18 protein-coding genes are annotated in these 22,478 nt (G+C 66.6%); 3 read left to right on the top strand and 15 right to left on the bottom strand.

Going from position 1 to position 22,478, the window contains the following annotated elements; translation table 11 throughout:
• Nucleotides 1–84: 84 nt before the first annotated feature.
• From ACM9HJ_RS17600 to ACM9HJ_RS17575, 6 genes are all read right to left on the bottom strand, one after another.
• Complete coding sequence (locus ACM9HJ_RS17600; RefSeq protein ID WP_416573064.1) at nt 85–2,037, bottom strand: tetratricopeptide repeat protein; 1,953 nt, start codon at nt 2,035–2,037, stop codon at nt 85–87.
• Nucleotide 2,038: 1 nt separating this feature from the next.
• Nucleotides 2,039–2,344 carry a hypothetical protein gene (locus ACM9HJ_RS17595; protein WP_416573063.1) on the bottom strand — a complete coding sequence of 102 codons (306 nt, stop codon included), beginning with the start codon at nt 2,342–2,344 and terminating at the stop codon, nt 2,039–2,041.
• 46 nt (nt 2,345–2,390) lie between these two features.
• Nucleotides 2,391–3,080, bottom strand: a complete 690-nt coding sequence (locus ACM9HJ_RS17590) for a Crp/Fnr family transcriptional regulator (protein ID WP_416573062.1) — start codon at nt 3,078–3,080, stop codon at nt 2,391–2,393.
• An 83-nt stretch (nt 3,081–3,163) separates the two neighbouring features.
• Nucleotides 3,164–3,913, bottom strand: a complete 750-nt coding sequence (locus tag ACM9HJ_RS17585; RefSeq protein ID WP_416573061.1) for a TfuA-like protein — start codon at nt 3,911–3,913, stop codon at nt 3,164–3,166.
• Between the two features lie 12 nt (nt 3,914–3,925).
• Nucleotides 3,926–5,164 carry a YcaO-like family protein gene (locus ACM9HJ_RS17580; protein WP_416573060.1) on the bottom strand — a complete coding sequence of 413 codons (1,239 nt, stop codon included), beginning with the start codon at nt 5,162–5,164 and terminating at the stop codon, nt 3,926–3,928.
• 88 nt (nt 5,165–5,252) lie between these two features.
• Nucleotides 5,253–5,432, bottom strand: a complete 180-nt coding sequence (locus tag ACM9HJ_RS17575) for a hypothetical protein (protein WP_416573059.1) — start codon at nt 5,430–5,432, stop codon at nt 5,253–5,255.
• A gap of 226 nt (nt 5,433–5,658) precedes the next feature.
• On the opposite strand from ACM9HJ_RS17575, the gene ACM9HJ_RS17570 reads away from it, so the two are divergent.
• Nucleotides 5,659–5,997: a ribbon-helix-helix domain-containing protein gene (locus ACM9HJ_RS17570; RefSeq protein ID WP_416573058.1), complete on the top strand. Its 339-nt coding sequence runs from the start codon at nt 5,659–5,661 to the stop codon at nt 5,995–5,997.
• Nucleotides 5,998–6,124: 127 nt separating this feature from the next.
• Here ACM9HJ_RS17570 and ACM9HJ_RS17565 read toward each other — a convergent pair whose 3' ends face one another.
• Together ACM9HJ_RS17565 and ACM9HJ_RS17560 are read right to left on the bottom strand one after the other, a co-directional pair.
• Complete coding sequence (locus tag ACM9HJ_RS17565) at nt 6,125–9,055, bottom strand: ATP-binding protein (RefSeq protein ID WP_416573057.1); 2,931 nt, start codon at nt 9,053–9,055, stop codon at nt 6,125–6,127.
• A gap of 141 nt (nt 9,056–9,196) precedes the next feature.
• Complete coding sequence (locus tag ACM9HJ_RS17560) at nt 9,197–11,209, bottom strand: tetratricopeptide repeat protein (RefSeq protein ID WP_416573056.1); 2,013 nt, start codon at nt 11,207–11,209, stop codon at nt 9,197–9,199.
• Nucleotides 11,210–11,349: 140 nt separating this feature from the next.
• Between ACM9HJ_RS17560 and ACM9HJ_RS17555 the strand changes: the two genes are divergently transcribed.
• Nucleotides 11,350–11,817 (top strand): flagellar biosynthesis regulator FlaF, encoded by a 468-nt coding sequence (locus tag ACM9HJ_RS17555; RefSeq protein WP_416573055.1) that lies wholly within the window; start codon nt 11,350–11,352, stop codon nt 11,815–11,817.
• Between the two features lie 195 nt (nt 11,818–12,012).
• On the top strand, nt 12,013–12,834 hold the full coding sequence (locus ACM9HJ_RS17550; RefSeq protein ID WP_416573054.1) for a hypothetical protein: 822 nt from the start codon (nt 12,013–12,015) through the stop codon (nt 12,832–12,834).
• A 107-nt stretch (nt 12,835–12,941) separates the two neighbouring features.
• Here the strand turns inward: ACM9HJ_RS17550 and ACM9HJ_RS17545 are convergent, their stop codons facing one another.
• The 7 genes from ACM9HJ_RS17545 to ACM9HJ_RS17515 form a co-directional block, all read right to left on the bottom strand.
• Nucleotides 12,942–13,562, bottom strand: a complete 621-nt coding sequence (locus ACM9HJ_RS17545) for a putative metalloprotease CJM1_0395 family protein (RefSeq protein ID WP_416573053.1) — start codon at nt 13,560–13,562, stop codon at nt 12,942–12,944.
• 151 nt (nt 13,563–13,713) lie between these two features.
• Nucleotides 13,714–17,031 carry a flagellar hook-basal body complex protein gene (locus tag ACM9HJ_RS17540; RefSeq protein ID WP_416573052.1) on the bottom strand — a complete coding sequence of 1,106 codons (3,318 nt, stop codon included), beginning with the start codon at nt 17,029–17,031 and terminating at the stop codon, nt 13,714–13,716.
• Between the two features lie 379 nt (nt 17,032–17,410).
• Entirely contained in the window at nt 17,411–17,698 is a 288-nt protein-coding gene (locus tag ACM9HJ_RS17535; RefSeq protein WP_416573051.1) for a hypothetical protein, read from the bottom strand.
• A 34-nt stretch (nt 17,699–17,732) separates the two neighbouring features.
• Nucleotides 17,733–19,799: a hypothetical protein gene (locus tag ACM9HJ_RS17530; protein WP_416573050.1), complete on the bottom strand. Its 2,067-nt coding sequence runs from the start codon at nt 19,797–19,799 to the stop codon at nt 17,733–17,735.
• On the bottom strand, nt 19,796–21,202 hold the full coding sequence (gene flgK, locus ACM9HJ_RS17525) for a flagellar hook-associated protein FlgK (protein ID WP_416573049.1): 1,407 nt from the start codon (nt 21,200–21,202) through the stop codon (nt 19,796–19,798). The genes ACM9HJ_RS17530 and flgK overlap by 4 nt, the downstream gene beginning before the upstream one ends.
• Before the next feature lie 222 nt (nt 21,203–21,424).
• On the bottom strand, nt 21,425–21,982 hold the full coding sequence (locus ACM9HJ_RS17520; RefSeq protein WP_416573048.1) for a hypothetical protein: 558 nt from the start codon (nt 21,980–21,982) through the stop codon (nt 21,425–21,427).
• Nucleotides 21,983–22,127: 145 nt separating this feature from the next.
• On the bottom strand, nt 22,128–22,454 hold the full coding sequence (locus ACM9HJ_RS17515) for a DUF2934 domain-containing protein (RefSeq protein ID WP_416573047.1): 327 nt from the start codon (nt 22,452–22,454) through the stop codon (nt 22,128–22,130).
• Nucleotides 22,455–22,478 lie beyond the last annotated feature (24 nt).

Genomic DNA, 22,478 nt, shown 5'->3' with positions numbered 1-22,478 from the left:
TGAATCATAAGGGAGTCCCAGCTCTGTTGCCAGGCCCCACAGGCGGGCCCTTTCATTTCAGCGGCCACAGAGAATCCGGAATTTTCATTTTGGATTCCGCCCTTTGACTTCACTTGCACTTTCGGATGTATGCCTTGCCAGCCCATCCGCCAGTTCGGTGATTGCCGGCCGCCAGTCGCCCCACACGGCTTGTCGAAAAAGGCGCAGTTCGCGGTACCATGGGTTGTCCCCGCGGTCGCGCAACCAGCGCCAGCAGCCGTCGAAGCGCGACAGAACCCAGGTCGGCCGGCCCAGCGCGGCGGACAGATGGATGACCGCCGTATCGACACCGACGACCAGATCCAGTTCCGCGACCAGGGCGGCGGTATCGGCGAAATCCGACAATTCCTCCGTCCAGTCGGCGATGGCGAACGGGGCGTCGGCCGCCTGTGCGGCCTTGGGGCCCTTCTGCAGGCTGACCCAACTGATGCCCGGTATATCGCGCAGGGGGGCCAGTTGGGGCAGCGACAGGCTGCGGCGGCGGTCGGTGGCGGCGGCACGTGGATCGCCGGCACGTCCGTCGCCGGCCCAGACCAGCCCCACGCGCAGCCCCGGCAGGTCCCGCAACCGGGCCCGCCACGGCATCCGCCGCACCTCCGGCACCCGCAGATAGGGAATGTCGGCCGGGATGTCCGTCAGGCTGCCCGTGCCCAGGCGCAGTGGCAGGCCCAGCAGCGGGCACCGGCAGGCGATGCCGTCGGGCACCGCATCGCCCAGCGTCCCCACGGCGATATCGTCCGGCAGGCTGTCGCGGAACAACCGCACCAGGGCCGACTGCACCTGGACATGCAGGTCCAGGCCACGGGCACGCAGCATCGGGACGTAGCGGATGAATTGCAGGCTGTCACCATGCCCCTGTTCGGCATGGACCAGCAGGCATCCGCCCGGCGGATCGGCGACCCCGTCCCAAACGGGCAGGCCGCGCAGCGGCGCCGGCAGCCCGAAGCCCGGCATGTGCCAGCGCCATTCATATTCACGCCAGCCTTCCGCTAGGTCACCCGCCCGCAGCCGGGCCTGGGCACGCTGCCAATGGGCGACGGGCAGGTTCGGGGCGCGGGCCAGGAGGCGGCGATAGCATTCCTCCGCACCGTCCCCGTCGCCCTGGTCCTCCAGCACATTGCCCAGGTTCAGCAGGCCCGCGACATGACCCGGATCGATGGCCAGCACGCGGCGCAGCATATCCGCGGCCTCGCCAAGCAACCCCAGCCCATGCAGCGCCACCGCCCCGGCCACCAGCGGCCCGGTCTCATCCGGCGGCAGGATGGCGGCGGCACGTTCCGCCATCTCGTGCGCCTCCTCGAACCGCCCCAGCACCGACAGCGCATCGGAACGGGCCAGCAGCAACGCGCCGCCACCACCACCCCGCGCCAGGGCCGTATCAAACGCCTCCAGTGCGGCGGCCGGCCGTTCCGCCCGCAGATGCGCCAGTCCCAGCCGATGCCAGATCGCCACCCGGTCCGGCGTCAGGCGCGCGGCCTCGGCCAAGCCGGCCGCCGCATCGGTACGGTCCAGGCTGTCCGCATCGGCGAAACGGTTGTACAGCACGGCGGAAAGATTGCCCCGCGACCCGGCATGCCCGGGCGCCAGGGACAGCGCCTCGCGCAGCATCCGCTCCGCCCCCGCCCCGTCACCACGGGCCGCCAGCAGGGCGCCGCTTTCGGCCAGGGCATCGGCCCGGCGGGCCGGCTCCCCGGCGTACCGGTCGGCGGCGGTGGCGAAAGCGTCCAGCGCCGCTTCCCCCTCCCCGGCCTGGCGCAGGGCCGTGCCCAGATTGAACCACCATTCCCCCGCACCCGGCTTCAGGCGCAGGGCCATGCGCAAGGCCTTCACGGCGACGGGCGCCTTCCCCTGGCCCAGCAGCGCCATGCCCAGCAGATAATGGACATCGGCCAGACCGGGCACCGCCACCAGGATGTCGCGGTAAAGCGCTTCCGCCCCGACCAGGTCACCGCCCTGATGCAGGGCGACGGCCCGGTCGATCGTCGTGTTCACATCCATGTCAGGTGCCGGTCCCGGCGGGTTTGGGCGGGGGCGGCTTCAACGGGACAGGCTTCGCCGGTGCCGCCGGCTTCGCGGGTTCCGCTTTGGTGGCGGGGGCGGCGGGCACCGCCGGCAACGGCACCGGTGCGGGGGCTGGCGTCATCGCAGGTGGCGTGGCGACGGGTGCCGGGGGCGTGGGATCGGGCGGCCGCGACGGCACATACATATAATTGTCATTCACCTGCCCCTCATGGCTGGCGCAGGCCGTCAGCCCTGTCACGCAGGCCAGGAGAAGAAAGGATGAAGCGATCCGATTGCTGCCCACGCCAAGCCCACCGCACCTTGCCGATCACAAGGTGCCCAGGTTACGCCTACCGCGAAATCTGATCCAGGAAGCTTTCATCCTGCAGCACGATATAGCCGTTGCGATAGGTGATGGCGCCAGACGCCTGGAAACTCTTCAGCGTCTTGTTCACGATCTCGCGCGACACGCCCAGCATGTTGGCCAGATCCTCCTGGCTGACGAAGGTGGCGATGCGGACGCCGGTGTCCGTCTGCCGTCCGTAATTCTGCGCCAGCATCAGGATACGCTTGGCCAAACGGCGGGTGACGTTAAGGAAGACCGTGTCCTCAATGATGGCGCTGGTCCAGCGCACCCGCTCGCACAGCACACCCATCAGGCGGATGCACAGATCGGCGCGCTGCGACAGGAAGGGCAGGAAATCCCGGCGGTCGATGCGCAGCAGGTCCGTCGGCTCCTGCGCCACGATGGTGGCGGTGCGCTCGCCCCCGTCCAGCATCGCGATCTCCCCGAACACCGCACCGGTGTCCAGGATGTTCAGCAGCATGACCTTGGCATCCTGCGACTCGGTCTGCACCGCGACGCGGCCGCGCAGGATGACATAGAGGCTGTCGCCAGGATCACCCTTGGCGAATATCCGCTCCTCACCCGCCGCCCGGCGAAGCTTCGCGAAGCCAAGCACGGCCTCCATCTCCGCCTCGTCCAGAATGCCGAACAGGCTGTTCCGGCGCAGCAGGCCAGGATCGATGATAGGCGCCACGGCAATCTCCCCGTCATCCGCATGGCCGCGGCGCAAACCGCGACTATCGCCTCAGGATTGATTCCGTGATCGAAAAATGCAAGTCAGACGAGCGCCCGCAGGACCGGACGCGCCACCTGTTCCCACATGGTCGTATGCTCGAACGCGTAGAGCGGCCGCACGCCCAGCGTGCCGGTCGTCACCCGCTCACGCACCCGGGACAGCAGGCACAGCGCATCCTCGCGCTTCTGGTCGGCGCGGCCGGTGGGCAGCCAGTCGCGGAAAGCCTCGATCTCGGCCGGGTCGACATCGATGTCGTCCTCCGCCTCGCGCAGGATGCGGCCATAGTTGCGGTCGCGATAGCACAGGTCCTTGGCGATATCCTGCAGGCGGCGACGGGCCGGGACCGACAGGATGCCGGCGCCATGCGCATCCGACAGGGTGCGGCGGATATTGACCATCGCCTCCGACAGCGACGGATAGCCCAGCTCTGCCGGGCCGTGGGTCACCGCGACCTCGTCATCATCCTCCAGCCGGCCGTCGATATAGGCATCGAAGATGGCGCCAGCCCCTTCCATGCCGAAGGTGGCCAGTTCGGCGGCGCGCAAGGCGCCCATGCTGGCGGCCCCCAGCACGGGGATGCCCTGCGACATGGCGTACAGGATCTCCTTGTGCCAGACGGCCGGCACATTCTCGAAATAGCCGTCGATGATGGCGATGGCGGCCGGACGGTCCATGACCGCGCGCAGCACGTCGCCCTGGGCCACAGGCGGGCGGTAGTCGGCGGCCAGCACGCGGCGGGCGGCGGAAACCGGCAGGGTCGGACCCAGGAAGACGATGACGGGATTGCTCATGGCTTTGTCCTCTCAGGCCAGGCCGGCGGCACGGCGGCCACGGGCGCCCAGCGCATAGTTCGGGGTATTATCCACCCCTTCCAGACCGGGCACGACGACGCGGACCACGGGAATGCCGATCTCGGCGCGGGTCAGGTCGACGACGACCACATCCTCGATCCCGACATTGTCCAGACGCCGGCGCAGTTCCTCCAGGTCGCCGCGCAGGGACTGACCCTGCCAGCCCTCGAACTCGTTGAAGTCGCGCACCGTGGTGCCCAGGCGGATGCGGTTCAACCACAGGGCCTGCTGCTCCTCCGCCAGGAAATGGTCGTATTCCTCGCGCCGCATGTCGTCGCGGGCACCGGAAATGAAGGTCAGGCGGCTCTGCGCCGCCTCGGTCAGGGCGCGGGACAGGGCGATCTCCGGCACCAGGTGCGTGCCATAGCCGCAGGCCGGGCGCACCGTGGTGCCGGCGCCGGCATTGGCTTGGACGATACGGGCCAGGAAGGTGGGCACACCCACGTCCGACGTCATGTCCCAGACGCCCACGGCCACGCCGGCATGGGCGAAGCGGGCCAGCAGCGCACGGCAGGTGGGATCGGCAATGGTCTCCAGATCGACCCGCGTCTCTTCCTGCGCCTCCTCCGGCAGCTGATTCCACAAGGTGCGGGCGTCGCGCTCGATCACCTCGGACAGGCCGTGGATCACCGCCTCGATCCAATGGTTGCCCGATGCCAGCCCGTTGGAATTGGCCTGGAAGCAGCCATGGCCCGTGGGCAGCGGCAGGGTATAGTTGGTGTGGACCATCTCATAGGGGATCCACAGGCTGTTGCCATCGCGCAGGTTGGTGCCTTCCGCCCACAACATCTGGTGATGGGGGGAATAGGCGCTGTCGGTATTGGCGGGCAGACGGTCGGGATCGACCATGGGCAGCGAATAACGCAGATCCTCGTACGACCCGATGCGCAGCGACAGATGCGTGCAGCGCTCCGCATGCCAGCTTTCGATGCTCTCCATCACGGCGGAGGCCTTGGCGGCCGCCAGCGTCACGCCCTTGCCCTGCGATACGGCCAGCGCACGGGAATTGGGCCGGTTCACCATGACAACCGGAATGCCGATCGTGTCCAGGCCCGTGACATTGGCCACGCGCGTAATGCCGAATAAGGGAAATAAAGGCTTCACCCGGTCCAGCGTTTCCTCCGCGGAGACCAATCGGCGCCACTGCGGCATCTCAAGATTGTCCCAGTCGGTCAAACGGACCTGATCCATCTCCGTCCCCTATCGCACTTTGTCGCTTCGACTGCATGGGCGTATGGGGCCGTTCCACGGCAGACCCGCGGAACGGCATCCCACAAGGTTAAATCCTCGCGGCGTAGATTTCTGCGCTGGCGCTGTAAATCTCGGCGCTGGCGCCGGCATCCGCCGCGCCACGGGCCGCAACGCGGCTCACGGTCTGGTTCTGCGCCTGTTCTACAACAACGGTGGCCCCGTTCGGGGCGATACGATACAGACGGCCATCGGCACCACGGCTCAGCATATTACGATCTCCATCTCAAAGGTTACTTATGTATTCCGAAAGACGAGCGCGGCGAGTCCTCGTCGTCTTCGTTGCCGATGCTAATGCCGGCAGCCGGTTTTGCCGTGTGAAGTGCTTCACAGCGGCGTATGCAGAAGGAACGCTATGGTGTGTTCACCAAACGCGGCCTGCCGACCGGTATCCGCGACAGACCGGAATAATGATCGATAGGAAGGCGAGGTCGCCGATGAACGCTCTGCAATCCAAGAACGACATCACCGTCTATGAGCCGCACGACCTGGAGGTCGACGGCCAGTTGATCAGCCACAATGTCTGGGTTGATGGACACCGGACCAGCGTACGCCTGGAAGCGGTGATGTGGCAGGCACTGCATGAGATCGCCGAGCGCGAGAATCTCAGCATCCACCAGGTGATCACCATCGTGTCGCGCCGCCAGCACCAGAATGCTTCGCTGACCGCCACGATCCGGGCCTTCTTGGTGGCCTATTACCGGGCCGTGTCCCGCGGCGCTTCCACGCTGCTGCTGCGCGACGCCGCGGACCTGCCCCTCGACATGAAATTCTGATCCCTTCACGTCCATGCGGCGAAAGGGTTCCGGATGGCGGGTGCCGTCCGGAACCTTTCTGCCGTAATGCGTCATACCGGCTGCTTCTGGTTGATCGGAAGCACGCGCCGGTGCGTGACCGCAATGGTCAGCGCATGGAAAGAAGGTTCAGGTTGGACCTGGCCTGTGCGGCGATTTCCGTCAGTTCCGTCAGGCTGGGCAACTGGTTGGCCAGAAGCCGGTAGCCGCGTTCATCGGCCAGCATGGCCACGGCAGCCCGTTCTTGTTGCGCGGCCTGCAACTGCCCGGTCAGCGCCAGGGCGAAGGCACGGCAAAGCTTGACTTTGGCCACGTGCAGGGCGGCCCCGCGGGTGGTTGCGATACGCAATCCCTGCTCGATATCCACCAGACCGGCGGTGCCACGGCCCAGATAGGCCAGGGCCAGTCCCCTCCGGGCCAGACTGACCGTGTCCAGAAGGGTGGACCCGGTGGAACGCGAAACGTTGAGGCTTTCCGAGCTGTAGGCGAGCACGTCGCCATAGCGCCGCTGGCGCAGCCGGATCTCCGCCGCGTCCGACCGGGCGAAAACCCGGTTGAACAGATGGGGGTTGGCATCGGCGCAGCGGAGCGCCTGCTGAACCAGGGTTTCCGCCTCGACATCGCGGCCCAGCTGCGACAGGCAGCGGGCCCGCTTGATGGCAAGCATCATCTCCAGATCCAGCATGATGTGCTGGCCGACCGTGTGCCGTCCGTGCGCCACCGATCGTTCCGCGATATCCAGCAGACGCAAGGCGTCGGCCGCCTCGTCATTCTCGATCTGGCAGGCGGCGGTGATGATCAGTAGCTCCGGATGCGCTGCCTCCTCCCCGCCGGAATAGCTGATGGCGCTGTCGGCGAGCATCGTGGCCTGATCCAGGCGGCCGAAGACCCATTCATAGTTGATCTGCTGGACCAGTCCCACCATGGCGCGGGATTCGTCGCCGACGCGCCGGGCCAGACCGACGGCCTTGTCCAACTCGGCCATGGCGCGGTCGCCCAGACCGGCCGGCATGGCAGCCCGGGCCAGGGTCAGACGCAGATCGATGCCGGCCGTCATCATCTCCTGACCCGGCGGCAGCTTCTCGTTGGCGTCGACGGCGATGGCCAGCAGCGACACGGCCTCCACCGCCAGCGAACGGCCCAGCGCCTCCCGTCCCGCGGCCATCCCCGCGCGCACGGCCAGCGGCCACAAGGCACCCGCCGAAGCGTGGCGCGCCTGCGCGGCCAGCCGGCCCGGCAATTCGGAAAATTCGGGCCGGTTCAGCAACTCCGCCAGCCCGCCATGCAACTGCTGCCGATCGCGGCGCGTGACAGCGGAATAGACGGCCTCATGCAGCAACGCATGATGGAAGGAATATTCCTGCCGCGGCAGCAGGCGCGTCTCGTCGATGAAACCCAGGCGGACAAGATCGGGCAGTCGCCGGATCGCCGTGTCCGGACCCGTCAGGGTGGACAACAGGCCGGCATCGAAGGTCTGGCCGACAACGGCGGCCGTACGCAGCAGGCGACGGGCCTCCTCGTCCAGCATGTCGATACGCACCGACAGCAGGGCCTGCACCGTGTCGGGGACGGGGAAGGCCGGCATTTCGCCGGGTCGCATATCCCCGACCTCGCCGATCAGCGTCCCGTTCATCATCAGGACGCGGATGCATTCGACCAGGAAGAAGGGATTGCCCCGCGCGCGGCGGGCCAGGTCATGCTTGATCGGGTCCAGTCCGGGGAACCGGCCCATCCACATGTCCAGCAGGCGCGACGCCTCCGCGGCACCCAGCAGGCCCAGCTTGTGCTGGTGCAGGACGCGATGACCGGCAAGGGCGGCCGCCAGCCCCTCGTCCCGGCTGGTCAGGACCAGCATCAGGCGCGTGCTGGCGGTCGGCAGGTCCAGCAGGGCGTTCAGCACGGCCTGCACGGCGGTATCCGCCCAGTGGGCGTCCTCCACCAGCAGCAATGTGGGCCGCCGCTCCGCCGCCGACCGAGCCAGCGTCGCCAGCGCCGACGCCGCCAGGGACAACACGGCCGGCGCGCCGCGCTCACCCATGCCATCCTGGGCCGGCAGCAGGATCAGGGATAGGGCCTCCGCCGCCTCCCGCTGCGCCCCCGCGCCCAGCAGCATGGCGGACACCCCGTCCAGCGTGCGCGGCAGGGGCCCGTCCAAAAGCTCGGTCACCAATTGGCACAGCGGGCTCGGCGCGCCCACCGGCTCCATCGCCGGCACCTGCCATTCGATCACGCGCAGGCCACGGCCGCGCGCCATGCCCGCCAGCGATCGCATCAGGCGGGTCTTGCCCATGCCGGGTGCGGCCTGCACCAGATGCGCGGCGAAGGTGCCATCCGCGACGACCCCGTCCAGTGCGGTCATCAGGTAATTGTGGATATTCTCCCGCCCGACCATGGGCAGTTCGTCGTCGCACTGCCGGCGCCGGCTGCGCAGCCCCAGCAGCAAATGGGTCTGCAACGGGCCATCCCCGCCCAGGACCACCAGCGATCCCTCGCGCGTCTCCACCCAATCGGCCGCCAGGCGGGCCGTGGCTTCCGCCATCAGGGCATGACCGCCCGCGGCCAGCTGCTGAAGCTTGGCGGCGATATGCACCGTGGCACCCGTAGCGGGATTGCAGGATTGCCGCCCGGTGGCATCATGGTCCCACAGCACCTCGCCCGATGCCATGCCGATGCGCACCGACCGGCCGCTGCGCGCCACCTCGCGCAGGATGGCGTCGGCGGCGAAGCAGGCACGGACGGCATGGTTCTCCTGTGCCACCGGGGCGCCGAACACCGCATAGACGCCGTCGCCCAAGGTCTGGCACAAGGTGCCGCCAAAGGCCGCCACATGGCGGCGCATGATGTCGATCAGGCCGGAAAGCTGGTCATAGGCGTCTTCCGGGTCCTGCGGGATGACCATGAGGCTGGAATTGACGATGTCGCAGAAAAAGGCCGTGACCATGCGCCGGTCGGCACGGGCCAGTCCCGTGCGCCCGCCCGAGGGTACGGCATGAATGCCATCGTGTGCGTCGCCTGACCGACTACCACCCGCCACCGACATGTTCTCTGCCCGCCGAAGCCAAATGATGGTTTGGAAAATTAACCATCCGTCGAAATCCGGAGTCCCCCAACTCTTGGTCTCGACCTTCAGGCATACGATAGCATCACGTTGGGCCCATGGAAACTGGGCACGGACAAAATGTCAGCCATGCGAACGCGAAATATCCTTAAGAATATGGACGACTTCGCCAATAGCCGCGGCAACGCCGCCTGCATGTGTAATCATACGCATGGACGCGAACCATGGACGCGTCGCGGCACCAAGGGTTGACCAGTCACCCCCTCCCAGGACGCGCCAGACCGGTATGCCAAGGGCACCCGCCATCTCGCCCACGGCCGTGGGGGCGGTGACCACCAGGTCCAGGCCCGATATCAGGCCGGCGAGACCTTCCAGGTCGTCCGTCAGGTCCAGGCCCGGCATTATGTGCAGCGGGCGGCCCGCCGCCGCCTCCAGCGTCGCGATCTCCGCCGGATCGGCCCCATACTGCAAACTCACCATTTGCAGCGTCGGCTGCGCCAGCAGCGGCGCCCAATGTTCCACCGCCGCATAGTTCGCACGGCGGCGCGCGGTGATCAGACGGGAACGCCAGCAGATGCCCACGCGCAGGCCGTCCGGCAGCCCGTCCAGCCAGATCCGCGCCTGCTCCGTCCGGCGGCGGTCCGCCACCAGATAGGGCGCGCCGGGGAAGGCGGACAGGGTCGGGCGCAGCAGGGGAACCAGCCCCCCGGCGGGGATCTGCGCATCCATGTCGGGCCGTTCGGCCGCATCCGACCCGGCGGGCGGCAGCGACTGCGCGCGCACATTGGCCGCAGGGAAGCTGCGGGTGAACAGGCCCAGCAGGCGCGGGTCGCATTCGATGGTCACGCCGCCCGGTCCCTGCCCGGCCCGCGCGATCGCCTGCTTGTAAAGGCCGGCGAACATCAGCTCGTCGCCCAGCCCCTGTTCACGCCAGATCAGCAGACGCCCGCGCGGCAGGCTTTGTCCCTGCCATTGCGGAACGGCGAAACGGCGGTCGGGCAAGGCCTCCCCTGCCGCGAAGCGCCAGGCATAGTCGGCCCAGCCGCCGCCCAGATCCCCATCCTCCAGCCGCAGCAGCGCGCGGGTAAGGCGGGCGCGGGCCAGTTCCGGGTCCAGTTCCAGCGCCCGGTCCAGCGCCTGGCGTGCCCGCACCCGGTCGCCCTGCGCCAGACGGCAGAGCCCCAGGTTGCCCCAGACCTCCGCCGAACCGGAATCCAGCGCCAGGGCCTGCGACAGGACGGCCTCGGCCTCGGCCAGCTGACCCGCCTGTTCCAGCGCGGAACCCAGGTTGGACAGGCCCTGGATATTGCCGGGATCGAGGCGGAGCCCCTCGCGATAGGCGGCGATGGCCCCGTCCAGCTTGTCCAGTTCCTGCAGCGCCACGCCCAGGAAGATGCGCGCCTCGGCACTGTCGGGGGCGGCGGCGGCGGCGGCCAGATGACATTCCAGCCCTTCGCCCAGCCGGCCGCGCTCCACCAGCACATTGCCCAGGTTGGACAGGGTCTCCGCATGGCCGGGCCGGGCGGCCAGGGACTGCCGGTAGGCATCCTCCGCCCCCGCCAGCTCGCCTTGCAGCCCCAGGACGGCGCCCAGGTTGTTCCAGGCCTGGGCGTGGCCCGGCTGGCCCGCCAGCAGCGCCCTGTACCCTTCCCCGGCGCCAGCCAGGTCGCCCAACGCACGCTGGCTGTTGGCCAGGTTGAACATGGCGCCCGCATGGCCGGGCCGCCGCGACAGGGACTTCTGGTAGGCATCGACCGCCTGATGGTGCGCGCCCATGGCCGCCAGCGCATTGCCCAGGTTGAACAGGTAGGGCGCATGGTGGGGCTTCAGGCGCAATGCCTTGCGGTGCGCCTCCACCGCCGGGGCGGGATTGCCGGCGGCGCGCAGCGCGCTGCCCAGATTGTCATGATAATCGGCGGCCGTGGGCTGGCGGCCGACGGCGTCGGTCAGCAGCGCCACCGCGTCCGCCGCGTCGCCCAATTGCAGGCTGGCCACCCCCAGCAGGTTCAGCAACTGGGCATTGCGCGGGTCCGCGGCCAGCAAGGCGCGATAGGCAGCCGCGGCGCCGGCCACGTCACCGGACTGGTGCAGGCGCACCGCCTGCTCCGCAGTGACATGCGCTCTCCCCGCCGCCATACTTTGCCCCCCTCCTATCCCAATGCACCGGCACCGGGTCCCCCGCCGCGGGTCATTCTAGGCCATTATCCTTGTCGGGCGTAACCCGATGTGGAATAATGCGTCCATGGTTTTACCGTTCAAAGGGCACGGCGACCGTTATGAAGCCTGCGACGGGTTATAGCAATCGTCCCACCTCCGATGATCCCCGCGATGTGGAGGCCTGGGGCCTCACGGAAGCGGCGCGCCGCCTGATCCATGCTCGGCAGGCGCCGGAGAATCCGGACCTTCTGCGGCAGGCGCTGTCGCTGAACCAGCGTCTCTGGACCATCTTCCAGACCTCGATGGTCGATCCGGAATGCCCGCTTCCCAAGGACATCCGCGACAATGTCCTGGCGCTGTCCATCATCGTGGACCGTCAGACCTTCGACCGGCTGATCGATCTGGATGTGAACAAGCTGGACCGGCTGATCGACATCAACCGCGCCGTGGCCACGGGCCTGTCGCAGCGTCCGTCGGCCGGCACCGTGACGGCACCGGCCCAGGCGGCCGCGGCACCCACGCCACCCGTGCCCAAGTCGCCGGCCCCGCCGGCGGGTGGTCCCGGCAAGCTCAGCATTTCCATCTGACCCATTTCCACCTGTCCCGGGCTTCGGCCCGGACAGGGCGGGTTGCATGGCTTCCAGCCGATTTCCGTGGGCATTCCCGATGGAAAACCGGCTGGAATAGATTGCATTTTATCAAAATGGCCCGTAGAGTGGCCATTGAAAGGGGCATTGGTGGTCGCATCCGGTCTACCGGATGCCACAAGAGGGAGACTTGCCATGGTCTCGTCCGTTAGCGGGTCGAGTAATGTTCTGACGTCCAGCAGCTCTTCGCTGATCGGGACAACTACGTCCACGACCGCCAACACCACCACGGCCGCCGGTGCAGCCACAGCGTCCAGCGTTCTCTCCAACACGACCAAGAAGATGTCGGAGATCGAAAGGCAGCTGGCCGAATTCGCGGAAGCCACCGCCAAGTCCAGCAAGAAGGCCGAGGCGCAGTCCAAGATCCAGGTCCAGACCTTCGAGAAGGAGGTCCGCAAGTCGCCCTACGCCACCAATGGCGCCGCCACCGACATCGGCACCCTGGTCAAGGACACGACCCGCCTGAACGTCTACAGCGCCATCAAGAAGGACGACAAGGGCGACGTCTTCAAATTCCGCGTCCAGAATTCGGGCGAGGCGCAGATGGGTCTGCTGGGCGATCCGGGTCTGCGCGTCCAGGTCATGTCCCGCTTCGGCGCCGTCGTCGCCGATAGCAAGGAAGGCCTGGGCTCTACCAGCGACAATTACGCCAAATTGCAGAAGGGGGAGCTGAAGCTCACCTCTGGTGACTACTACGTCAAGATCACCAATGACGGGAACACCCCGGCCAAGGACAGCAAGGGCGCCACCGTCTCTTCCAAGAATTACGCGATCCAGCTGTCGATGGGCGTCTATCGCAAGGATTACGACACGGTCGCGCAGCAACCCAAGGCCGGCGACGGCATGCCGCAGCAATCGGCGGCATCGCTGGAGCTGCAGAGCATGCTGACCGCGGCACAGAGCTACGATACCGGCCTGTCCGGTACCGCCAAGCTGAACAACGCCCTGTTCGGTTAAGTTTCTTTTATGCTCCCCCAGGTGTATGGCGCCGCCATCCGGCGGCTTGGCTTACGCGACCACGTGGTCGCGGGCCGGCGGTCGCCGGCCTGGGGTGACGGGTTTCTTCAAGCGGAAATCGCAAAACTGAAGCCGGGCTGCGCCGTCGCCGATGCGGCGCGGTTATAGCTTTCCGTCGCCCGCCGCGCGGCTGAACGGTCATTGGCCGCTCCCCCTCCTCCCCCGGTCTCCGCCCCCTCCCCTTCCGTCCCCTCCCCGTTGCGCGACTGGCGCAGTTCGGTCTGGGCCTGCGCCTTGGTGGCGTCGGCCTGGGCGGCGACGGCCCGGTCCTGCGGGGATGGCGCCTGCGGGGCCAGCGCCGCACGCTTCACCACCTCCATCTTGGTGATGGTGGCTTCCGGATTGTTGCGGACGGGAGAAACGTCGATCGGCACCTCGCCGGCGGTGGCATAGCGCCTTCCGTCCGGCCCCGTCGTGTATTCCAGCTGGATGCCACCGGCATAGGGGCCGCCGGCCGTCTTGTGCGCCTGCTCGTGGGTGCGCACCTCGGCGTCGGTCTTCTTCAGTTCGCGCAGCTGCGTCTGCTGCTCTTCCGTCAGGTCCTTCTCCGCCGCCGGCGCACCGGGGGGCGAGGAGGAGGCAGCCTGTCCCCCACCCCCGCCACGTGCCGCCTTCGCGCCACCAGGCACAGCAAACAGCGCGGAGGATATGCCGGAAATGGCGGTCATGGCGGTCTGGCTGTGGAAATGATATCGCCCCGATGGTACCGCCGCCGGCCCCATCGCCAAACCCAAAAATGCGAAATCCCGGCCCCACGGGAGGTGGGCCGGGATCGACACGCCATGCAGCTGGGGTAAGGGGCCGCTGCCGCCCGTCAGGTTACCGCTTCAGGTTGATCGTCTCCGTCAGCATTTCGTCGGTCGTGGTGATGACGCGGGTATTGGCCGTATAGGAACGCTGCGCCACGATCAGCTTAGTGAATTCCTGCGCGATATCGACGTTGGAACCCTCGATGGAGCTGGCGGCGATCACGCCGGCGCCATTGACGCCGGTGGAGGTGAAGCGGGCGCGGCCGCTGTCCGCCGTCTCCGTGAAGGTACCGCCCGTCTCTCGGCCCAGCGCGTTCGGGTTGTTGAACAGAACCAGCGGCACCTGGGCAATCACGCGGCGGCGGCCATTGTCGTAATTGGCCACGACATCGCCGTTCTCGCGGATTTCCACATCGCGGAAGGTGCCCTGCGGGCTGCCATCCTGGAGCAGCGAGGTGACGTTGATGGCATTGCCCTCATATTCCGTCAGGCCGGTGGCCTCGCCGAAGGTGCCCAGGTCCAGCGTGATGCGCTGCGGCCCGTTGCCGTAATCGACGGTGAAGGACACCTGTGCCGGCTGGCCGCTTTCCGTCACGGCACTGACCGTGGCGTTGCCGGTGCCGACATTGGCCGACGACAGGCTGGACAACGTGCCGGCCTTGGCTTGGTCGCCGTTGGGCAGCGTGCCGCCGAAATTCAGCGTGATGTGCGCCGGGGTCGTACCGATGTTGGAGCTGGGCTCACCCAGGAAGGCGATGCCGTCCTGGTTGCCGGTCATGGTGATGACACCGCCCACCGATGTGGCCTGCACCGGGATGCCGCTTTCCTGGTTGACCTTCAGTGCCAGGTTGGCCGCGATCTCGTCCAGCGACACTTCTTCGCCGGTGGTGGTGTAGGTGATGGTGCGGTTGAAGTTCGGCGCCACTTCCTGCGCCCCGTTCAACTGGATGCTGGCATCCTTGGCCGTCAGCAGGATGCCGGTGGTGACACCGTCATTCTTCACGGCCGAGGCGGTGAAGGGTGCGCCGAAATCGTTGCCGATCTTGGTGATGATGCTGTCCATGACGCTGGCCGGCGTCGGGAAGTCACCGATATTCTGCTCCGTGATCTGCACCGAATAGGTGGTGCCGTTCATCGTCACCGCATATCGGTTTCCGACGACAGGGGCCGCCGTGGTGGAGGAGAAGTCGAAGAACTGCGACGAGGGGTCGGTCGCCATCTCGTCGGTTCCCGTCACCCGGAACGGCGTGTTCACGGCGGCACCGGTCAGCACCAGCTTGTTGCCGCCCACCGGCACCGTGGCCGTCACGTCGGCGCTGGTGATCTGCGGCATGAACAGGGTGGTCAGCGCATCGGTCTGGGTCGGCGGCTGCGTCGGCAGACCGTCAAGGTCGGCCTGGGTCAGCGGCCCGTAATTGTAAGTCGCACCGTTGATGGTGACGCTGTAGACGTCGCCGACCTTGGGGGCCGTGCTGGGATATGAGACCTCGGTGACCTGGGCCGCGGTGGCCGAAGCCTGGGTCGTGGTCGTACCTTCCAGGGCGATGGGATCGACCTGGTTGGTCGTCGGGCTGCGCAGCGTCACCGAATAGGTGGCGCCCACATCGCCCGGCACGCCGGTGATGGAGATGCGCTGCGTCTGGCGCGAGCCGGAGATGTTACCCTGGACCGAGCTGACGAAGGTCGTGTTGTCGGCCGGCGGGGCGTTGTCGACCGCCGCCTGCATGAGCCGGTCACGGCCGCTGACGGTGAAGGCCGTGTTGGTGGCATCGGCCGTCAGCACCAGGCGGGTGCCGGAGATGGTCGCCGTGACACCCAGGCCCTGGCCGTTGATCTCGTTGGCGAACTCGTTCAGTTCCGTGGCCATGTCATTGCCGGCGACGGGCGAGTAGCTGATGATCGTGCCGTTGATCGTCACCTGCATATCGTCTTCGTCCGTGCCGATGTCACGGTTCGGATAGCTCAGTTCCGTGACCTGCGAAGCGGTGGAGGACGCGACGGTCACCGTCGTGCCGGCCTGTTCACCGACGCTGAAGCTGTCGCCCACCGTCGTGCCGCGCAGGGTCAGGGTGTTGCCCGTGACCGAGGCGATAACCTTCTCGGTGGAGGAGTTGGCGTTCACCTGGGCAGCCAGCGCCGTGACCACGCCGTTCAGGTCCTTCAGCTGGCCGATATTGGCGGCAGTGACCTTCACCGTGTAGGTCTGGGTGCTGTTATTGTCCACGTTCAGGGTGAAGGTGTCACCGATATCGACGGAGCTGCCGGCGAAGGTGATCACCGACTGCTGCTGCTGCGTGGACGTGGCCGGGGTGGTGACCGGGGTGTTGGCCGTGTTGATGGTCGGCGTGGCGTTGTTGACGCCCGTCGTCATGGCGAAGTCGTCACCGGCCGTGGTGGCGGCGATGCGCAGGCGTCCATTGGACACGGTGGCCGTCACGCCCACCGGCGGCACGGCGCCGTTGATCTTGTCGGCCAGCGACTGCGCCACACCCGTCAGGTTGGACAGCTGCGAGGCGTTGGTGGTGCTCACGCTCTCGGTGAATTCCACGCCGTTCACGGTGACGCGATAGGTGTCGCCGATCTTGAAGGCGCCGTCGCCGTTGGGCGAGGTGAACTGCACTTCCTCGATCTGCTTGCGCGGCGTCACGCCCTGGGTCAGCGAGGTGGACTGGGCCGACACGGGGAAACCGTCCAGGCTGCCCGACAGCGGCATGCTGCCCACGGCGCCCGGCGTATCGACCGACAGGCGCCAGGCGCCGTCCACCTGGCCGGGACGCCAGCCCAGCGTGATGTCGCGCGGCTTGCCCGTGCTGTCGAAGATCTGGATGGTGGTCGGCTGGATCGGCTGGCCCGGGGTCGGGTCGGTCGGCAGGTTGGCACGCAGCTCGATGGACTTGGTGGGCACCGGGCTGTCGATATCGGCCGTCACCTGGATGGGCGTGGCCGAGGTCGAGAAGGAATTCGTCGCCTCGCTGTAGATATAGCCATTCAGCGCGAAGCCGGAGCGGTTGACCAGGATGCGCTCGTCGTTCAGCTCGAAGGAACCGTCGCGGGTGTAATAGCGCTCACCGGTCGGCACCGAGGTGCCGTTGACTTCCGTCAGGCGGCTGACATTGAAGAAGCCCTGTCCGCGGATCGCCAGGTTGGTCGTGCGGTCCACCGTCTCGATATTGCCGGCTACGCTGTTGGCATAGCTGGGACGGGCGACGACGCCACCGGGATTGTGGACGCGGGAGTTGGATTGCAGCACCAGGTTGGTGAAGGCGGTATCGACGCGCTTGTAACCGGTGGTGCGGGCGTTGGCGATGTTGTCCGAGATATGACCAAGCGCGGCTGCCTGGGCCTGAAGGCCGGAGATGCCGGTGGTCAAGGATCCGAAGATGCTCATGGAAGGGCTCCCGTGGGAATGATGACGTGTCGCAGCCTATTGAGCAAGTTCGATGCCAACTGCCGACGCCGACATAAGTGATTGATTTTATTACGATGAACCACCCCATTTACCCCGGCAGTCCCTGCCTCACCCTCCCCCGCCTGGCCCCGGTCGGCGGATTTTGCCGGGCGCCGGGTGGCTTTTGCCGGGAGCGGACATGGCAAGGGCCGGACACCTGGTCAGGCGTCCGGCCCTTTTTGAATGCTCTGCAATCCAGCGGTCATTGCCCATGACCGCTGGAGGCCGGCGACCGCCGGCCCGCCGCACATGCGGCGTAAGCCAAGCCGCCGGACGGCGGCGCCCGGCGCCTGAGGGAACAAAGAACAAACAACAAAACTTAATTAGGCCGCGGCGGCACGGCGAACATGCCGGTGCGCACATCGTTGGCCATGCCTTCCAGGAATTCGGCCGTGGTGCCGACACCGTGCTTGGCCAGCAGGCCATAGACGGCCGCCGTCACCGACATGGTGCCGATCATGTCGTAGGGCACACCCTCGCGCGAGGCGTTGACCCAGAAGGCGTTGAACTGGTCGAACAGGCGGGTGCGGATGGCCTCGTCGGAGCCGGGGGCGCTGGTGGGGGCCGGGGCGGCGGCAAAGCCGTTGGGGGGCGAAAAGGCGTTCATCTCGGTTCTCCTTCGGGTTGGGATTTCGTTGGTGTCAGGCAAGGAAGTTGATCAGGGACAGGGACTGGACTTTACCGGTGATGGTGTAGCTGGCCTGCTGGGTGGACAGGGCCGCCTGCAGGCGGACGGCGACCTCGTTCTGGTCGACCCCCTCGATGCCGGCCAATTCGTTCTGGGCCTTGGCGACGGCGTCCTGGTGGCGGCTCTGGGCGTTATCCATGCTGGCCGCCGCGTTCACGACGCGAGAATGCACCCCGCGCAGTTCGTTCTGCGCATCGATCAGCAGGTTCTTGCCCTCCTGCATCAGCTCCGAATAGTCGCCGGGGCGGGAGACGGCCGCCGTCAGGCGGCGCAGGCCGCTGACCAGCTTCTGGATGGCCGGGTCGTTGCTGCTGACCCCGTATTTTACGGTCAGGTTATCGTCGACCTGCAATTGCGCGATGTCGTAGGAGGCGGAGACCTCCCGCGTCGTCTGGAACTGCGTGTCGTAGAAGGGCAGGCCCGGCGGGCTCACGATCCCTTCGAACGTGTCCTGTTCGGCCAGCGGCGGGATCTCGTTGGTGATCAGCTTGGTCTGGTTGCCGGAATTGTTGATATCGGCATTGGTCTGGAACTGGCTGTTGGGTTCCTTAGCCGTCAGGACGATGTTGGTCTCGTCGGCGGGATCGATGCTGGCCACCACGGTGGCGGCCGGATCGGCATTGATCTGCCCCGTCAGCTTCTGCGCCGCCCAGCCCGACATGGACAGCTGGGCGTTCGCCGGCTGCGTGGCGTTGTAGGCCTTCAGCTCGTCGAAATCCTTGGCGCCGATGACATAGCTGTACTTGGTCGGCCCGGCGATGATCACCTGCGGCGGCGCGTTCTCGTTCTGCACGATGGTGCGCGCGCCGATCGACATGTTGAACACGTCGCCGACATCGGCGTCATTGCCGTGCAGCTTGACATTGTCGACCTGCTGCTGGGTTTCCGTCGCTTCCTGGATCGTGAAGGGCGCGTTGCCGGCATCGATGGCGTTGGCGGCGGCCAGGACGGTGTTGTTGTGGGTGCCGTTGTCATAGACCTTGCTGGTCAGCGTGAACTTCTCCTTCACATCGTTGCCGGTGATGGTGACGATGCCGTTGGAGACAGACGCGGTGACATTGAAGGGCGGGTCGCTGTAGGCCCGGATCTGGTCGACCAGGCCGGTGCCGCTGCTGTTGGTCAGCGCCTCGTCCAGCGACGCCTCGTTGCCGGTGGTGACATAGGTGAAGCGCTTGCCGTTCAGCACCATCTCGTAGGTTTCGCCGGCATCGCCGCGCTCGCCCACCAGGGTGGTACGGGTGATCTGCTTGGCGGCGACGATGTCGTCCACGGGCTTGGTGTTGTAGCGGGAACCGGCGAACAGATAACGGTCGCCCACCCGTTCGTTCAGCAGCGACTGCAACTCCACCGTCATGCCGCGGATCACCTCCTTGGTGGAGGCGAGGTCGGGCCAGGTCACGCCGAAGCTGGAAATACCGGTCCCCTCCAGGGTCTCGATATTCAGCTTGATGATGGCACCATCGCCGGGGCCGCCGGATATGGTGAAACGGTCGGCATCCACCTGTGGCGGTACCTGCTTCAGGTTGATGGTGTTGGTGGAACGGCCGCCCAGCCCGTCGGTGATGGTCACGTCGAAGCTGCCGGGTGTCCCGCTCTTGCTGGGCACCGACGAGATGGTGTAGGTGGCCTCGGCCTTGAAGCTGCTGTTGATCGTATCGACCGACACCTTCATGGCACCGGTGGACTGGTTGGTGACGCTGCTGATGCGGGGCTCGCCGGGACCTTGCGGCAGGCGGGTGGCGCTGGACAGTTCGCTGGCCATGTCGGCCATGCGCTCCATCAGCGTGTCGTACGACTTCACGCGCGTCATCGTCTGGTCGATGGTCTGCGAATAGCTCTGCCGCCGCACCAGTTCCGACTTCAGGTCCAGCAGCCGCTGCGACTGCGTGCCGTAGAAGGAGACGTCCGTCGATTTCTTGCCGGTATTGAGCTGCGCCGACAGATCGTCGATCGTGCTCTGGCCACCGGTAAGCGTGCGGATGGTGTTGATGTAGCTGCCATAGGCGCTGATGCGGGTCATCTGACGATCCCCTCGATGGCATCCAACATGTTGTTGACCGTCTGCATCACGCGGGCGGCGGCGGAATAGTTGCGCTGGAGCACCTGCAACATGGCGATCTCCTCATCCATGTTGACGCCGGTATTGTTCTTGTAGCGGCCGTCCAGCTCGTTCTTGAAATCGGTGGCGATGGTCGCCTGCTCGGTCGCGACCTTGGAATTGGCACTCCACTGCCCGATCATGGTGGAAACCATGGAGCCGTAGGAGACGCCCGAGGCCCGCAGGCCGTCGGCATTGATCGACCGGCCCGTCGCCTCCATGGCGGTGGTCACGCCCTGGGCGGCGCTGGTCTTGATGGTGAGATCGCCCGACAGCAGGCCGGGGTTCAGTTCGATGGTGCCCGCCCCCGTACCGATGAAGAACCGGTTGGGCAGCTCGCCATCGGCCACCGGGCCGGCACCGTTATAGGCATCGGCGAAGCTGGTGGGCTCTCCGGGCTTGGTCGCCCCCAGGAAGGCCTCGGACACGGCCTGCACCTGCGAGCGCAGCTTGCGCAGGATCTCAGCACCTGGAAGGGTGGAAGCCGCCTGCGGCGGGTCCTGGGTGGAACCGTCGGCGCGCAGTTCCAGCATCGCGCCCAGCTTGCCGTCCCGGACCAGGCCGGTCAGGTCGCGATCGGACGCGGTCGAACGCAGCTGGCCGCTCTGATAGGTGAATTTGACCGGGGCCGCGTCCAGCAGCGACACGCCCGAGGTGGTGAAGATCGACAGCTTGCCGTCCGTGCGTTCCACGGTCCGGATGCTCATCATGCTGGCGACCTCGCGCACCAGGGCGTCGCGGCGGTCTTCCAGGTTCATGGTCGGATCGCCGGCGCCGCGCGTCGACATGATGTCGGCATTCAGCTGGTCGATGGAGGAAAGCGCCTGGTTCAGCGAATCCACCGAATTGCTGATATCGGTGTCCAGCTGCTTCTCGATCTCGCCGATACCCTCGTTCAGGCGGCGGATCTCACGCGACAGATCCTCGCCATGGACGATGATCTGGCCCTGGGCCACGGTGCTTTCAGGGGTGGCGGCCAGTTCCTTCCAGGCCGCCTGGAACTTGTCCAGCGCATTGGTCAGGGGCGGCGTGCCACCCGTGGTGCCCAGCAGGTCGGTCGCCCGGCGCATATAGGTGGACAGCGTCGCGGCACCCGCTTCCTCCGAAACCGTCTGTTCCAGCTGCACGCGCAGCGCCACGTCCACCTGGCGCTTGTACTGCGCGATGGTGGCGTTGCCCTGGTTGTCGACCGTCTGTTCCAGCGAATGCCGGGAACGGTTGGGATCCTCCGCACGCGCCACATTCTCGGCAACCAACCCCAGCTGCCCCTGGATCAGGCGCAGGCCGTTACTGGAGTGATTGAGAACGCCGAAGAGGCTGGTCATCGGACGGGTCCCTTGTTCTGACGAAAGCGTCAGGACCGATCCCCATGACCGGCCCGCCATCGCATCTGCAACAGGCGGGCCAACTGCAAATATCGTTGATTTCCAAAGGTTTTAGCCGTTTTCCCACTGGTCAGTATCGACCCTGGGCAGATTCTGCCGAATGGAAAAAGCCGGAAACGGCAAGGATGGCCGGGTGCGTGGGGCCATCACCTGCCCATGGGGTCAACGGGCCGCCGCCAGAAGTGCCACCACCCGGTCGGCACGTTTGCGGACGGCATCCAGGGCTGCCACGGCCAGTAGCAACCGGTCCAGCGTCGGCCCCTGCGTCATCAGTTTCTTGCCGAGTTCCGGGTCCACCCCGGCCCCATGCATGATCTCGATCAGCGACCGCATGCATTCGATGTCGGGCTTGCCGGCATCGCTCAGGATGAACAGCGTGTCGCCGCCCTCCACCCGGGTGCGGCATTTGCTGAAATCGGTATCGCCAGCCACCGCCATGGTGGTGGTGACCAATTCCACCACCTCCTTGAACTGCACATCGTTGAGATTGTCGAAATCATGCCCCATCCCCTTGCGGCGGATGGCATCGCGGACTGCCAGGACATCGCCTGCCAGTGCTTGCGGGTCGATCTGTTCCTTCTTCACATCGTCGCGCAGCTTCGTCACGGCCACCAGCACGGGCTGGACCGATTTATCCACGCCGGCCGCCGTCGCCATGGACGGAAAGGCAAGGACCAGGGAAGCCAACAGAACGGACAGGTACCGGTACGGCATCATCATCTCCACATTATCCCTGGGTGGCTTGATACCACAGACGGGGCCGATATGGAGGGGTGGTACCGGGAAAGATCAACCCATGGACTATAAAGCCTTATGCGCGACGGCAACCGGTCGGCACCGTCGCGCGATCAGGGGCGGGCCGCGATCAGGCGGAATGCACGGCCGCCGACAGCAGCGACAGGCGGCTGCGCACGATCTGCTGGGCCAGCAGCCAATGTTCGATGTCGCGGCCGGCCGGCTGCCCTTCCGACAGCCACAGCAGATAGGCCTCCTCCGCCACCTGGGCATCGGACGGTTCCGTGCTGATGGCGACGGCAACGGTGGGCGTAGCGACCAGGACCGGGGCGGCCGCCACCTTCTTGGCGCGGGGCTTGGCCGCCGGCTTGGCCTTCACGGGCGGCGGGGCCGGGGTGGGCTCGGTTTCGGGCAGCGACAGGGCGGCGGCTTCAGACTTGACGGATTTGCGCGGCATCGGGGCGTTACTCCTGGGTGGAAA

It is taken from the genome of Niveispirillum sp. KHB5.9 (assembly GCF_048066115.1).
Lineage (GTDB): Bacteria > Pseudomonadota > Alphaproteobacteria > Azospirillales > Azospirillaceae > Niveispirillum.
This window is presented reverse-complemented; position numbering and strand designations above follow the sequence as displayed.